The organism is Stenotrophomonas sp. yr243 (assembly GCF_900184195.1).
Classification (GTDB): Bacteria; Pseudomonadota; Gammaproteobacteria; order Xanthomonadales; family Xanthomonadaceae; genus Stenotrophomonas; species Stenotrophomonas lactitubi.
Window position 1 is genome coordinate 1093587 of record NZ_FXWT01000002.1, and the last position, 13820, is coordinate 1107406.

Consider the following 13820-nt stretch of genomic DNA (forward strand, 5'->3'; position numbering starts at 1 on the left):
GGAATGGGCGGGGGAGGAGCGGTGTTACGTGGCGGTCATGGGGCGACGATGCTGGCGGAGTCGCCCTCCTGGCCGATCAGCACGGCGTTGGCCCAGTTGGCACAGACCTGGGCGGGTTGGCTGCCCTGCGCACCCAGCGTGCGCAGGCTCAGGGTGGAAAGGCCACGGATGTCCAGCTCCGGCTTGACCACGCCGGGTGCCTTCACCAGGCCGCTGTCGTACAGCAGATGGTTGTCACCCCAGACCTGGAACTGCAGGCCACCGGCCGTGCGGCAGGCGTCGTCGATGCCAAGGTCGGCACGCAGCAGGCGCCAGCCGCCCTGCAACCGCAGGTCGATGCGGCTGTTGGCGGCTACGCCGAGGCCACGGCGGAACTGCAGGCCGTTCATGCGCATGCCAGCGTCACCAGTGAACACCTTGTCGGCGCGCACCTGGCTGGCCAGCGCGGCCGGCACCGGCAGCTCGGAGAGATAGCGCTGCCGGGCCGGTCGCTCCGGTTCCTGGTGTTCGAGGATGTGGAAGGTGGACAGGGCAATCGGGCCGACGTCGCGCGGTTGCAGCGCATCGAAGGCACGCGCACTGCCCTGCGCGGCAGTCACCATCGGATCGGTGCTGCTGGCGCCATCACCTTCGGGGTTCTGCACGCTCAGCACGCGGAAGCGCAGCAGGCGACCGGCGTGGGCAGGGAAGTCGATGCGCTGCACGCCTTCCTTCAGCTGCAGGTAGCCGCGGGCGATCGGTTCGCCCCACTCGCCATTGCTGTCACCCAGGTACACCTCGTAGTCGCGTACCTGGCCATGCTTCCAGTTCTTGTCGTTGCGCGGCGCGATGTCGATGCCATCGATCATCTTGCGTTCGCCGAAGCCGATCACCCACTCATGGGCACCGGTGCGCACGGCCTGGTTGCGCACGCTGCGGAACCACGTGGCCGGATCATCATCGAAGGCATTTTCCAGCGCATGGCCGGGTTCTTCGGCCGGGCGGTTGACCACCAGCAGGCTGTCGGCCGGCAGTTCGCGGCCCAGCACCGGTGCGGCCGGGTAGGCATCGTCGGCGGCCGCGGCGGCGACGGCGAAGTCCAGCTGCAGCTGCAGTGGCTGGCGGATGTCCTGCGCAGCGGTGCGTACGTGCAGGGTGCCGCGACGCTCCTTGGCGTCGAAGTACCAGCCCTCGTTGGCGCTGTTGAACGCGGTCGCGTCGGCCAGCGCAGGCAGCGTACGGCCGGCGGACTGCACTGCACGCGGCGCCTGCCGGCTGAGCACGCGCAGGCCATAGCGGCGCTGCGCCAGCTGCCCGTTGTACTGGCCCTGCACCGGATCGATCTGCACCTGCACCGGGCCACTGCCCTGGGCAGGCGCCTGCACGCGGATCAGCTGCGTGCTCGACTCGCCCTGCTGGTAGCGGCGGGTGTTGCCATCGTCTTCGTACAGCGTGTACTGCGAATCGCCCTGCGGGTACAGATCGAAGGTCACTTCATCGAGGGGTTTTTCGCCGTCGAACAGCATCGACGGGTACATCGGCAGGATCGCACCGGCACGCACGAACACCGGCAGCGTGGCCAGGTCCACCTGGCGGTCAAGCTGGCGGCCATCGGCGGCGGCCTGCACGCGACGACCATCCCAGTAGTCGATCCAGCCGCCGGCAGGCAGGTGGATGTCGCGGCGCCAGCCACGGCTGGCGGCCTGGCTGCGGTACACCGGTGCGACCAGCAGGTCGCGGCCGAGCAGGAACTGGTACTTGTAGGTTTCATCCTGCGCGTGCGGATCGCGCGGGTTGTCCCACATCAGGCCACGCACCGGCGGTGCACCGGTCTGCGCGGCCTCGTGCACCAGCCCGTACATGTACGGGGTCAGGCGCATCTTCAGCTTCAGGTAATCGCGGTTGATGCTGCGGTAGGGCTCGTCGTACCACCACGGGTGCTTGCGGGCGTTCGACGACCAGCCACTCATGCCCATCAGCACGGGAGTGAATGCCTTCCACTGCAGGTCGCGGGTGAAGGTCTCGGCGCTGCCGCCGAAGATCGCGTCCACATCGCCACTGGCGTAGGCCATGCCGGACAGGCCCGACCCCACCAGGGTCGGCACATGCCAGCGGATGTAATCCCAGCTGCTGCTCTGGTCGCCGGTCCAGGCCACGGCATAGCGCTGGATGCCGGCCCAGCCCATCACCGTCCACAGGAACGGGCGCGAATCGGAATTGTCGAGGATGCCGTTGAATGCCTGGCGGTTGGCATCCATCGCGAACTGGTAGCCCTTGCCGGTCCAGGCCACGTCCAGTTTCTGCACGCGGCTGCCGGCCTTGCCCACTTCCCAGGCGATCTTGTCGACGCCGTTCTCGGTCCACAGGCCGGTGCGGAAGCCGTATCCGGCCAGGCCCTTCACCGTTTCCGGCAACTGCTTGTAGCCGCAGCCATAGCCATCGTTGGGCAGGATCCAGCCGCCGGGCATGTCATTGGCGCGGTACTGCTTGGCCACGCTGTCAATCACATCAAGGGTGGTGCCGGTCGGGCCATCGCTCCAGCCTTCGGGCACGGTGCCGGGCTTCTTGCTGTTGTCGCCGTCGTTGTAGCAATCGGCGTCGCCGTAGGACAGCGCCCAGCGCGCCACCATGTTCGGGCGACCGGTCAGCTGGGTGTAACGCTCGATCAGCTTCGGCAGATCAGCGCCAACGAAGTAGTAGGCATCGAAGCGGTCTTCGCGGTGCAGCAGGGTGGCCTGGTCGCTCTGGCGAAGGTCGTAGCTGCCGTCGCTCCATGTGTTGCGCAGCATGCCCCAGCCACGGCTGCTCAGCAGCATCGGTGCCGGGCTCGGGCGATCGCCCTCTTCCCAGCCACCGGAGTACGAGACTTCCAGTTCGCGGCCCTTGAACTGGTACCGGCCGTTCTGCTGGCCACCACCGTAATAGCCTTCATCGGCCTGCGAGGACAGTACCTGCACGCTCTGCGCGGCATCCAGGTCCAGCGGCTGCAGTTCCTGCCACAAGGCGGTGGGCTGGCCGTTGTCCAGGCGCTCCAGGCGCAGGCGCAGCGGCTGCCGCTGTACATGCAGCACCAGTGCAGCGGTACGCACGCGGATCTCCTGCGCGTCTTCTTCCAGCTGCGCCTGCACGTTGGCCTTGGGCTGCGGCAGCACGATCGGCGCGGCCTTGTCGCCGGCACCGGTCAGTTTGCCGTTGCGGCCGGCCTGCACGCGGATGATGTCGGTGGCCGGCAGTTCGATGCGGATGCGGGTGCCGTTGTCGGTCTGCAGGTCCCAGCCACTTACACCGTCGGTGCTGGCACTGGCGCTGACCGAGCGCAGGTTGCCGACCGGTGCGGCCTGGGCCGACAGGGACGCCGACAGCAATGCCGGCAACAGGGCCAGCAGCAGGGGCGAACGACGAACGCAGATTTCCACACGGACTCCCAACCCGTTCACCGGGCGTTTCGAAAGCGGTTGGGCCGACTCTAGGGCAGCGATTCGAAAGATGTCAACAAATTGAAAGGAAAAAGGAAGATATATTTATATGAAACGAAAGTTGTTGCGCTGCAATACTTTGTGTAAGCGCTTGCAGTCCCCTGTTAAGCATTGTGCGATACGGCATCTGGCGGTTTCTTTCGTTTCCAGCGGCATGCCGCGCCGGGAAAGTCGGAACCGCAATATCTTTCTTTTTACTTTCGGTATTTGACATTTCGAAAGAAAACGCAGATGGTGCGCTGGCCCAACTGGAACCTCCGAATGGACGTCACCCTGCTTTCCGATGTGTCCGCCTGGCAGCGCCGCGGCGGAGCCGATACCGCTACCGAAATCGCCCAGCAGCCGGCGCTGTGGGAAGCCCTTGCACAGGATCTGTCGCGTGCCCGCGACCGCCTGCAGGCCTTCCTCGGCGACAGCCTCAATGACCCGAACCAGCGCGTGCTGTTCACCGGCGCCGGCAGTTCCGGCTTCATCGCCGAAATGGTGGCCGATGCCATCAACGCGCAATGGCCGGCCGAGGTGCGGGTGGTGCACACCACCAGCCTGCTCACCCACCCGGCGCTGTACCTGCAGCGCGACCGTCCGACCCTGCTGGTGTCGTTCGGCCGCAGCGGCTCCAGCCCCGAAAGCGTTGCCGCCGTCGATCGCGTGCGCAGCGACGTGGACGATGCGCGCTTCCTCGATATCACCTGCAATGCCGATGGCGAACTGGCCCGTCGTGGCGCCGGCCGTGCCGACACCTGCACCCTGCTGATGCCGTCGGCCAGCTGCGACCGCGCCTTCGCCATGACCAGCAGCCTGACCTGCATGCTGCTGGCCGCGCTGACCGTATTCGACCGTTCGCCGTGGGATGCGCGCATCGCGCGCCTGAAACAGATTGCTGGTCTCGCCCGCGAAGGCCTGGCGCAGTGGGACGCACCGGTGGCCGCGCTGGCGCAGCGCCCGTTCAACCGGGTGATCTACCTTGGCAGCGGCCCGCTGGAAGCACTCGCACGCGAAGCCGCGTTGAAGGTGCTGGAGCTGACCGCCGGCCGCGTGCTGGCGCTGGCCAACACCCCGCTCGGCTTCCGCCACGGCCCGAAGTCCACGCTGGACGGCACCACCCTGGTGGTCGTGCTGCGCAGCGTACAGCCGCTGGCGCGCCGCTATGAACAGGATCTGCTGGAAGAACTGCGCCGCGATGGCGTGGCCGGCCAGGTACTGTCGATCGGCCCGCATTCGGATATCGGCGCCGATGATGATTACACCCTCACCGCGCCTGCCCTGGATGACCCGTGGCTTGCGCCGGTGTGGCTGGGCTTTGCGCAGCTGTACGCGCTGCAGCGTTCGGCCGCACTTGGCCTGACCCCGGACAATCCGTTCCCGGACGGTACCGTCAACCGCGTGGTCAAGGGTGTCACCATCCACCATGGCTGAGCTGATCGCCAACGCCTGCTACGGCATCGACATCGGTGGCACCAAGACCGAGCTGGTGGTGTGCGATGCGGCGATGCAGGTCACCTGGCGCCGTCGCGTGGCCACCCCTCAGGGTGACTACGACGGCTTCCTGCAAGCGGTGGTGACACTGGTCGCTGAGGCCGATGCCGCGCTCGGTCGCCGCGATGCGGCCATCGGCATCGCCCTGCCCGGCGTGCGAGATCGTCGCAGCGGTCGCCAGCTCAGCGCGAATGTTCCTGCGCTGACCGGCCAATGCGTGGCGGCCGATCTGCAGGCACGCCTGCAGCGTCCGCTGCATTTCGGCAACGACCTGCAGTGTTTTGCGCTCTCTGAGGCGCATGGCGGCGCCGCCGATGGCTACCCCAGCATGTTCGGCGCCATCCTCGGCACCGGTGCCGGTGGCGGCTTCTGCCTGCAGGGACGCCTGCTGTCCGGCTTCAACGGCCTGGCCGGCGAATGGGGCCACTGGAGCGTGCCGGGCCACCTGCTGCAGCGCCATGGCCTGCCATTGATCGATTGCGCCTGCGGCCTGCAAGGCTGCGTGGAACGCTACGTGTCCGGTAGTGGCCTGGCGATGATCGAGCGCCACCTCGGTGGCAGCGCTGCCGATGCCAGCGTGGTGATCGGCCTGGCCGAAGCCGGCGACGCGCGTGCACGACAGGCGCTCGACATCCACCGCGATCTGCTCGGCCACAGCCTCGCCGCACTGGTGCTGGCCCTGGACCCGCACGTGATCGTGCTCGGTGGCGGCCTTTCCCAGTACGCACCGCTGTACCAGCTGCTGCCTGCGGCCATCGCCGCGCATCTGTTCAACGGCGTGCAAGTGCCGCCCATCGTGCCACCGCGCTTCGGTGATGCCGGTGGCGCACGCGGTGCCGCCCTGCTGGCCTGCCAACCCTCGTTTTCCTGATTGACCGGAGCTTGACCATGTCCCCGTTGCAGACCCTGCTTGCCTCCCACCGCGCCGGTGCCAACGTCGGCCTGTACAGCGTCTGCTGCAGCAACGAACAGGTGCTGCGTGCGGCCATGCATGTGGCGTTGGCGCACGCTACCGTGCTGCTGATCGAAGCCACCTCCAACCAGGTCGACCAGTTCGGCGGCTATACCGGCATGACCCCGCCGCAGTACCGCGACTACGTCGGCGCGCTGGCCGATGAAGAAGGCTTCCCGCGCGAGCGGCTGATCCTCGGCGGCGACCACCTCGGCCCGAATGCCTGGCAGAAGCGCCCGGCTGCCGAAGCGATGACCCATGCGCGCGTGCTGATCGAGGCCTACGTCGCCGCTGGTTTCCACAAGATCCACCTGGACTGCAGCATGTCCTGCGCCGATGACCCGGTACCGCTGCCCGATGCCATCGTCGCTGCACGTTCGGCCGAACTGGCTGAAATCGCCGAGCGCACCGCCGCCGAACACGGCCTGCCGCCACCGGTCTATGTGATCGGCACCGAAGTGCCGATTCCCGGTGGCGAAGCCTCGCTGGCCGGCGGCCTGCAGGTGACCACGCCGGCCGCGGCCGCACAGACCCTGGTCATCCACCAGCAGGCCTTCGATACCCCGCAGCTGCGCGATGCATGGCAGCGTGTGCTGGCAATGGTGGTGCAGCCGGGCGTGGACTTCGACCACAGCAGCGTGCACGAGTACGACGCAGCCGCCGCCAGCGAGCTGGCCGACTTCCTCGAACAGCAGCCGCGCATCGTGTTCGAAGCGCATTCCACCGACTACCAGCGCGAAAGTGGCCTGCATGCCCTGGTGCGCGACCATTTCGCCATCCTCAAGGTCGGCCCCGCAGCCACCTTCGCCTACCGCGAAGCGCTGTTCGCGCTGGCTGCCATCGAAGCCGAGCTGCTGCCGGCCGCGCAGTGCTCGCGCCTGCCGCAGGTGCTGGACGAAGTGATGGTGGCGCAGCCGAAGTCCTGGCAGTCCTACTACCAGGGCGACGAGGCGACCCTGCGCCTGCTGCGCAGCTATTCCTTCAGCGACCGCTGCCGCTACTACTGGGGCGAGCCGGCGCTGCTGCAGGCCGTGCAGACCCTGTTCGCCAACCTGGAACAGCACGCACCGCCGCTGGTGCTGCTCAGCCAGTATCTGCCGGAGCAGTACCGCGCCGTGCGCGAGGGCACCCTGGCCAATACGCCTACCGCCCTGGTGCAGCATCGCATCGGCCTGTGCCTGGGCGAATACGCCCGCGCCTGCAGCGCCAACCAAGCCGGATCCCGCAAGCACAACGCAAGTCCGGCTGCCGCCGTACTTGCGAACGGCTAATCTCTACCTTTCCCCGCGAAACCGAGAATGGCCATGCGCAACACCCGCTCCCGCCGACAACAGATCCTGCAGCTGCTGATCGAGCATGGCTCGGTGCAGGTGGCCGATCTGGTCGAGCGCTTCGGCGTGTCGGCGGTGACCATCCGTGCCGATCTGACCCACTTCGAAGCGCAGGGGCTGGCCACGCGTACCCACGGCGGTGCCACCCTGGTGCGAACGCCGCCGCAGGAACAGGACATCCATGAAAAGGACGCGCTGAACCTGCCGCTGAAGGACTCCATCGGCACCGCGGCCGCGCGCCTGGTGCAGGCCGGCGACAACATCATCATCGACTCCGGCTCCACCACCATGACGTTGGCCCGCCACCTGCGCGAACACCGCGATGTGACGGTGATGACCAATGGCCTGAACATCGCCTGGGAACTGGCCAACGCCGCCGGCGTCACCGTGCTGTTGACCGGTGGCCTGCTGCGCCAGCAATCGCTGTCGCTGCAGGGCAGCCAGGCCGAGGCCAGCCTCAACTCCTACAGTTTCGACACGCTGTTCCTGGGCGTGGATGGCCTGGACCTGCAGTTCGGCCTGACCACGCACGACGAAGCCGAAGCCCGCCTCAACCACCGCATGGTCGAACGCGCACGGCGCATCGTGGTGCTCACCGACGCCTCCAAGTTCGGCCGCGTCAGCCTGCACCGCATCGCCCGCCTCGATCAGATCCACGCCATCATCACCGACGCCGGCATCGACGAGGCAACCCGCGAAGGGCTGCAGCGGCTGGGCATCGAAGTGATCATCGCCGAGCCACCCGCATGACCGACACCCGCTCCCTGCACGGCCGCATCCTCACCCCACTGGGCTGGCGTCGCGGCCAGGTCCAGTTCGATTCGCACGTGCGCCAACTGCAGGTGGACGACCACAGCGGCGGCGATGACCCGCAGCTGCCGATGATCCTGCCCGGCTTCATCGACCTGCACGTGCATGGCGCGGCCGGCGTGGACCTGATGCAGGGCGGCGATGTGGCCCGCACCATCGCCCGCACCCATGCTCGCTTCGGCACCACCACGCTGCTGGCGACCACCATGACCGCCGGCCTGGACGAGATCCAGTACGCGCTGCAGGGCGTTGCGGCAACAATGGCAGCGCCCGATGCCGATGCGGCATGCATCGCCGGCGTGCACCTGGAAGGCCCCTTCATCAGCCCGCAGCGACTGGGCGCGCAGCCCAACCGCACGATCGAGGCGACGATGGCGCTGGTGCAGCAGCTGCACGCGCTGGCACCGATCCGGGTGATGACGCTGGCGCCCGAGATCGGCGAGCACACCGCGCTGATTCCCGCGCTGTCCGCACTCGGTATCCGCGTGCAGCTCGGCCATAGTGCCGGCACCTACGAGGAAGGCGTGGCCGCATTGCAGGCCGGTGCTTCCGGCTTCACCCATCTGTTCAACGGAATGACCGGCGTCGATCACTACCGGCCGGGCATCGCCGCGGCTGCCCTGGCGCATGCGCAGTACGCCGAGATCATTCCCGACCTGCAGCACATCCATCCCGGCGTGATCCGCCTGGCCGCACGCGCCATTCCGCGCCTGTATGCAGTGACCGACGCAACCGCCGCCACCGGCATGCCCGACGGCGAATACGCGCTGGGCGAGCAGCGCGTGCACAAGTGCGGCGGCTGCGTGCGCCTGGCCACCGGCTCACTGGCCGGCAGCGCGCTGACCATGGACCAGGCGCTCCGCAACCTGGTGCAGGTGGGATTGGACCTGGCTGACGTGTCGCAACGCGTGTCCACCTTCCCCGCCGACTATTTGGGCTTGAACGATCGCGGCCGCATTGCGCCCGACGCCCGCGCCGACCTGGTGGTGCTGGATGCGGAACTGCGCCTGCAGCAGGTCGTGGTCGGTGGCCGCGTGATCGACCTGCACTGAAGCACCCGATGCGGCCTGGATGCCGCGCAGGCTCCCTGTAGAGCCGAGCCATGCTCGGCTCACCGCGCGCGAGGCGCGGCACCGGGTACCTCGATATCGGAACGGAAAGCAGCCGAGCATGGCTCGGCTCTACAGAAGGCACTCCGCCCCTTGGGAACCTATCGATGACTGCAAGCACCGCCCCGCGCTGGCCCGTACGCTACCTGCTCTTCATCGGCGGCCTCGGTGGCCTGCTGTACGGCATCGACATCGGCATCATCGCCGGCGCCCTGCCCTATCTTGAAGCCACCGCCAGCCACGCTTGGCAGCTCAGCAGCCAGCAACTCGGTTTCGTCGTCGCTGCGGTGCTGCTGGGCAGCGTGCTGTCCTCGCTGTTCGCCGGCATGATCGCCGACCTCATCGGCCGTCGCGGTGCGATGCTGCTGGCCGGCATCCTGTTCACCGCCAGCATCCCGATCATGGCGCTGGCCTCGGGCTACACCCCGCTGCTGCTGGGGCGCCTGCTGCAGGGTGTCAGCGGTGGCCTGATCGGCGTGGTCATTCCCCTGTACCTGGCTGAAGTGCTCAGCCCGGAACGACGTGGCCGGGGTGCGGCGATGTTCCAGCTGCTGCTGACCGTCGGCCTGGTGCTGGCCGCGTTGATCGGCCTGTACCACGCGCATGCCGTGGACGCCGCCGCGGAAGCGGTGCGCTCGCTGCCGGTCGCGCAGCAGGCGCAGGAACTGTTCGCGGTGAAGGACCACGCCTGGCGCACCATCTTCTGGACCTGCCTGGCACCGGGCCTGCTGTTCTGCGCCGGCATCTTCTGGCTGTCCGAATCGCCGCGCTGGCTGGTGCGCCGTGGCCGCATCGATGATGCCCGGCGCAGCCTGCAGCGGGTGCTGCCCGCTGCCGACGTCGAGCCCACGCTGGCGCAGATCCAGGCGCCGGAATCGAGCAGCAGCAGCGGCAAGCGTGACCCGCTGCTCAGCCGCCGCTACGTGGTGCCGTTCGTGTTGGCCTGCGTGGTACTGGCCTGCACCCAGGCCACCGGCATCAACTCGGTGCTGGCCTATGCGGTGAACATCCTCAACCAGGCGGGCCTGTCCGGCTCGGTCGCCAACGGCGCCGACGTGGCGATCAAGCTGCTCAATGCGGTGATGACCGTGGTCGCGCTGCTGCTGGTCGACCGCAAGGGCCGCAAGTTCCTGCTGATGCTGGGCAGCGGTGGCATCTGCGTTGCCTTGCTGGCCGCAGCAACGCTGTTCTTCCAGGCCGAACGTGGTCGCGCCGACGTGCAGCCGCAGCTGCAGGCGGCGGTAAGTGGCGACGGCCTGCAACTGGTACTCGACGAAGCGCAGTGGCAGCGTCTTGCCGGTAGCGTCGACCGCGAGGGCCGGCCGCTGCAGCTGACCGTGTCCTACGCCTATGGCGACTTCACCAACGTACGCGCCCTGCGCAGCGACAACCTGAGCGACCGCGAGCTGCGCGTCGAACGCGCCGGCACCGTGCAGCCGGACAGCGTCATCGGCGCGTTCTTCCGCACGTTGCACCTGAATCCGTTCGCCGACCCGGCCAGTGCCGCGCAGGCACCGCTGCGCATCGAGCAGGCACGCATCGGCCCGATCCCGCCACCCGCGCATGGCTGGGCCGTCGCCGCCTGCATCCTGGTGTTCGTGGCGTTCTTCGCCGTCGGCCCCGGCGTGTGCGTGTGGCTGGCGCTGTCCGAGCTGATGCCCAACCGCATCCGCTCCAACGGCATGAGCATCGCGCTGCTGATAAACCAGTTCGTGTCCACCACCATCGCCGCGATCTTCCTGCCGACGGTGGGGCACTACGGCTACGCCAGCATGTTCCTGTTCTGGGCCGGCTGCACGTTCGTGTTCTTCCTGGTGGCCGCGTTGTGGCTGCCGGAAACCAAGGGGCGCTCGCTGGAAGAGATCGAAGCCGGATTCGCAGGAAAGCAGCGCTGATTCAGCGCTGCTGTGACGGCGCAGGGCCGCCGTGGACGATGTAGCGCGCCATGTCGTGCACTTCGGCCACGCTCATGTCCGTACCAACCACCTGCATGGACTCGCCAAAAGGGCCCGCTATGGTGGCCACGGACAGCACGTGGTCATCGACGGTAAGGGCGACCTGCTTGCCCAGCAGGGCCTCGGTCGCGTGCAGCAACCGGCCGGCGGACTCCTTGCGGAACGTCAGTTCGAGTACGGCCTGGTGGGCGGCGTCCAGCTCCGCTCGCACGTCGAGGATATCGGCACTGGTGAGCATCGGCGGCTCTTTCACGGCGATGCTGCGCCCTTGCCACTGCAGGGTAGCGCGGCCATCGGGATCGACCACACGCATCTGCACCTGCACACCCTGCCGCGGCGGGTGCCGTGTCTCCGCTGGAAGGACCCGGTTGCAGCCCACCAGCAGCAACGCCGCGAGGCCGCTGCCGAGCAGCGCCCACCTGCTCCAGCCCCGCATCAACGCAGCTTCCTCAGCTTGAACGCCACCAGCACCTGCAGCACGCCGTACAGCAGGCTGCCGATGCCGATCCACAACGTGGTTACCGCCACGCCGGCATACGGATTGGCCGCGAACAGCAGGCCCAGCACGATGGCCAGCACACCGCTGAGGATCAGCAGCCACTCACCCTGGATCTGCCTGCGTACGCGGATGGCGAAGACGATGCGATAGATGCCCGCCACCAGCAGCCATGCCGCCAGGAACAGCACCAGCACGCTGGCAGTGGCCAGCGGATTGATCACGGCCAGGATGCCGAAGCCCAGCGAGGCGACCACGTAGAGCAGCAGCCAGCCGCGCGAGGCGCCGCTGGCACCGGTGATCAGCGCCAGCAGGCTGATGACGCCCTCGACGATGGCCATCACGCCCAGCGTCCACGCCAGCGCGATGGCCGCCGACATCGGCCAGCCGATCGCGATGATGCCGAAGCCCAGCGCGACCAGACCGTACAGCAGCAGTATCCACCAGCTGCGTCCAACAGCCGACAACAGGGGAGACAAGGGGGAATTCATGACCACTCCTTCGATCCGGGTTCGTGATCATCCTATCCCCTGTCGATGAAAGGAGCGATCACGGCACGCGAGCGCAGACCCATGCACGCACCTCCGCTGCACCCACCAGCCGCAGCGTCTCTGCAATCTCCAGCACGGTACTGCCGGTGGTCATCACATCGTCGACGATGGTCAGCCGCGCTGGGATGGCGCCGCGCACATCGAAGGCGTCGAACAGGTTGTCGCGGCGCTGCTCGGCGCTGCGTTCGGACTGCGGGGCGGTGTGGCGACGACGATACAACCCGCGCCACGTCGGCAACTGCAGCAGGCGACACAGCTCTGCGGCCTGGTCGTAGCCACGCTGACGCAGTCGCTTGCGGTGCAGTGGCACGGGTACCAGCGGCGCGCACGACCACGGCGGCGGGTTGCGCAGCATCAACTGCGCAAGCAGGCGTCCAGCAGCCAGATCCTGATGGAATTTGTAGCGGACCAGCAGCTGATCGACCGGCGGCAGATACAACAGGCTGGCATGGGTTGCGGTCTGCGCTGGCGGCTCGTCGCGGCAGGTCCCGCAGATGGGCGGGGCTTCATCCGGTAGCGGCAGCGCGCAGCGAAGGCAGGCGCGACCTGTCCACGGCAGCTCGGCGAGGCAGGTGGGGCAGAGATCGAGGGTGTCATGGCCGCGCTCGCCGCAGACCAGGCAGCGTAGCGGCAGCAGCAGGCGAAAGGCAGCCTGTAATGGTTCATCAAGAGCAGAAGGCAGTGGGAAGCGCATGCCGCAGCATCGCCCTGCAGGCGCAGGCTGCCCATCGGTGAAGGGGCTGGAAGCATGTCAGTACAGGGAGCGTTGGCCTTTGGGGACCGCGTCTTGCGCGGCCGTAAGCCTGCATCGCACCCGCTACCGCGGGCTTTCCCTCCACCACGCGGATGCCCAGACCGCGGTTGGCCGAGGTATAGGTCACATGGTGGCGGGCGCGATCGAAGGGATCGCGGACAATCATCACGCCCGAGCTGTCCGAGGGCGCGGCAAACCATCCCTGCGGATCCGCCGCCAGCTATCATCACCACGGGCACGTTGCCCTGGACGGATCTCTGCTGCATGGACGGACTGACGCTTGTCAAAGCAACTGCGCATGACGCGGATGTGGTCTTCAGGTTGATGCAGCTGTACTACTTCGAAGCTTCGGCCTGGAGTGATGAAGAGATCCGCGCCGATGGTCTCTACGACTGCGCATTTGCCGATGTCCAGGCCCGGCTGCAGGAAGAGCCTGAGTGGACCCGTCTGCTCTGGCTCGATGGCCTGCTGTGTGGATTTGTCCAGGTGGATGACGTCGAGTTCCAGGGGCGAAGCCTGCCAGAGTTGGCGGATCTGTTCATCCTTCCAAAGCATCGCGGCAAAGGCATCGCATCTGCGGTGGTTGCAGAGCTTGTGCGGCCAACAACGGGGGAATGGTTGCTGGCCACATTCCGCAAGGACCATGCAGCGCACGCATTCTGGGAGCGCAATCTTGCAAGGATAGGAATGGCGTACAGCGTCCCAACCGGGTCCGAAGGAACAGATTTCCGCTTGTTCCTGATCAGGGCGATATGACGAAGGGGAGCGCCTCGGCTCGCGGATAGGCGCTAACCGCGTCAGGATGGCGAAAAACTTCCAGACGGTGCAACCACGCAAGGACAGGCTCTCCTCCCGGCAGTGGAATCGGCATCCCTAGGCTGGACGCGACTGGCCTGTCCTCTTCGTCGAGTCGGCGGTGGCCTGCCTCATG

Annotated in this window: 11 protein-coding genes; 7 read left to right on the forward strand and 4 right to left on the reverse strand. The window is 67.3% G+C overall.

Going from position 1 to position 13820, the window contains the following annotated elements:
- Positions 1–35: 35 nt before the first annotated feature.
- Positions 36–3395, reverse strand: coding sequence for a TIM-barrel domain-containing protein (locus tag QOL57_RS11695; protein ID WP_089237581.1), 3360 nt, complete (start codon positions 3393–3395; stop codon positions 36–38).
- Between the two features lie 321 nt (positions 3396–3716).
- Here QOL57_RS11695 and QOL57_RS11700 point away from each other — a divergent pair, with 321 nt between their 5' ends.
- The 6 genes from QOL57_RS11700 to QOL57_RS11725 all read left to right on the forward strand — a co-directional run bounded on the left by QOL57_RS11700 (position 3717) and on the right by QOL57_RS11725 (position 11028).
- The gene (locus QOL57_RS11700) at positions 3717–4871 is read left to right on the forward strand and encodes an SIS domain-containing protein (protein ID WP_089237583.1); all 1155 of its coding nucleotides are present in this window, start codon (positions 3717–3719) and stop codon (positions 4869–4871) included.
- Complete coding sequence (locus QOL57_RS11705; RefSeq protein ID WP_089237585.1) at positions 4864–5802, forward strand: ROK family protein; 939 nt, start codon at positions 4864–4866, stop codon at positions 5800–5802. Before QOL57_RS11700 ends, QOL57_RS11705 begins: the two co-directional genes overlap by 8 nt.
- 17 nt (positions 5803–5819) lie before the next feature.
- A complete protein-coding gene (locus QOL57_RS11710; RefSeq protein ID WP_089237587.1) occupies positions 5820–7154 on the forward strand; it encodes a D-tagatose-bisphosphate aldolase, class II, non-catalytic subunit in 1335 nt (444 codons plus the stop codon).
- Between the two features lie 33 nt (positions 7155–7187).
- On the forward strand, positions 7188–7964 hold the full coding sequence (locus QOL57_RS11715; RefSeq protein WP_089238167.1) for a DeoR family transcriptional regulator: 777 nt from the start codon (positions 7188–7190) through the stop codon (positions 7962–7964).
- Positions 7961–9076 (forward strand): N-acetylglucosamine-6-phosphate deacetylase, encoded by a 1116-nt coding sequence (gene nagA / locus QOL57_RS11720; protein ID WP_089237589.1) that lies wholly within the window; start codon positions 7961–7963, stop codon positions 9074–9076. The genes QOL57_RS11715 and nagA overlap by 4 nt, the downstream gene beginning before the upstream one ends.
- Positions 9077–9240: 164 nt before the next feature.
- Positions 9241–11028, forward strand: coding sequence for an MFS transporter (locus QOL57_RS11725; RefSeq protein WP_089237591.1), 1788 nt, complete (start codon positions 9241–9243; stop codon positions 11026–11028).
- Between the two features lies 1 nt (position 11029).
- Here the strand turns inward: QOL57_RS11725 and QOL57_RS11730 are convergent, their stop codons facing one another.
- From QOL57_RS11730 to QOL57_RS11740, 3 genes are read right to left on the reverse strand one after another with little or no spacing between them, the layout of a single operon-like run.
- Entirely contained in the window at positions 11030–11524 is a 495-nt protein-coding gene (locus QOL57_RS11730) for a hypothetical protein (protein WP_089237593.1), read from the reverse strand.
- The gene (locus QOL57_RS11735) at positions 11524–12075 is read right to left on the reverse strand and encodes an HdeD family acid-resistance protein (protein WP_089237595.1); all 552 of its coding nucleotides are present in this window, start codon (positions 12073–12075) and stop codon (positions 11524–11526) included. The genes QOL57_RS11730 and QOL57_RS11735 overlap by 1 nt, the downstream gene beginning before the upstream one ends.
- Positions 12076–12133: 58 nt before the next feature.
- Complete coding sequence (locus QOL57_RS11740; protein ID WP_089237597.1) at positions 12134–12829, reverse strand: ComF family protein; 696 nt, start codon at positions 12827–12829, stop codon at positions 12134–12136.
- A 324-nt stretch (positions 12830–13153) separates the two neighbouring features.
- Here QOL57_RS11740 and QOL57_RS11745 point away from each other — a divergent pair, with 324 nt between their 5' ends.
- Positions 13154–13645 carry a GNAT family N-acetyltransferase gene (locus QOL57_RS11745; protein ID WP_089237601.1) on the forward strand — a complete coding sequence of 164 codons (492 nt, stop codon included), beginning with the start codon at positions 13154–13156 and terminating at the stop codon, positions 13643–13645.
- Positions 13646–13820 lie beyond the last annotated feature (175 nt).

Bases quoted from the DNA above. Each gene is read 5' to 3' on its own strand.
- QOL57_RS11700 (WP_089237583.1), top strand. From the start codon at position 3,717: ATGGACGTCACCCTGCTTTCCGATGTGTCCGCCTGGCAGCGCCGCGGC.
- QOL57_RS11705 (WP_089237585.1), top strand. From the start codon at position 4,864: ATGGCTGAGCTGATCGCCAACGCCTGCTACGGCATCGACATCGGTGGC.
- QOL57_RS11710 (WP_089237587.1), top strand. From the start codon at position 5,820: ATGTCCCCGTTGCAGACCCTGCTTGCCTCCCACCGCGCCGGTGCCAAC.
- QOL57_RS11715 (WP_089238167.1), top strand. From the start codon at position 7,188: ATGCGCAACACCCGCTCCCGCCGACAACAGATCCTGCAGCTGCTGATC.
- nagA (WP_089237589.1), top strand. From the start codon at position 7,961: ATGACCGACACCCGCTCCCTGCACGGCCGCATCCTCACCCCACTGGGC.
- QOL57_RS11725 (WP_089237591.1), top strand. From the start codon at position 9,241: ATGACTGCAAGCACCGCCCCGCGCTGGCCCGTACGCTACCTGCTCTTC.
- QOL57_RS11730 (WP_089237593.1), bottom strand. From the start codon at position 11,524: ATGCGGGGCTGGAGCAGGTGGGCGCTGCTCGGCAGCGGCCTCGCGGCG.
- QOL57_RS11735 (WP_089237595.1), bottom strand. From the start codon at position 12,075: ATGAATTCCCCCTTGTCTCCCCTGTTGTCGGCTGTTGGACGCAGCTGG.
- QOL57_RS11740 (WP_089237597.1), bottom strand. From the start codon at position 12,829: ATGCGCTTCCCACTGCCTTCTGCTCTTGATGAACCATTACAGGCTGCC.
- QOL57_RS11745 (WP_089237601.1), top strand. From the start codon at position 13,154: ATGGACGGACTGACGCTTGTCAAAGCAACTGCGCATGACGCGGATGTG.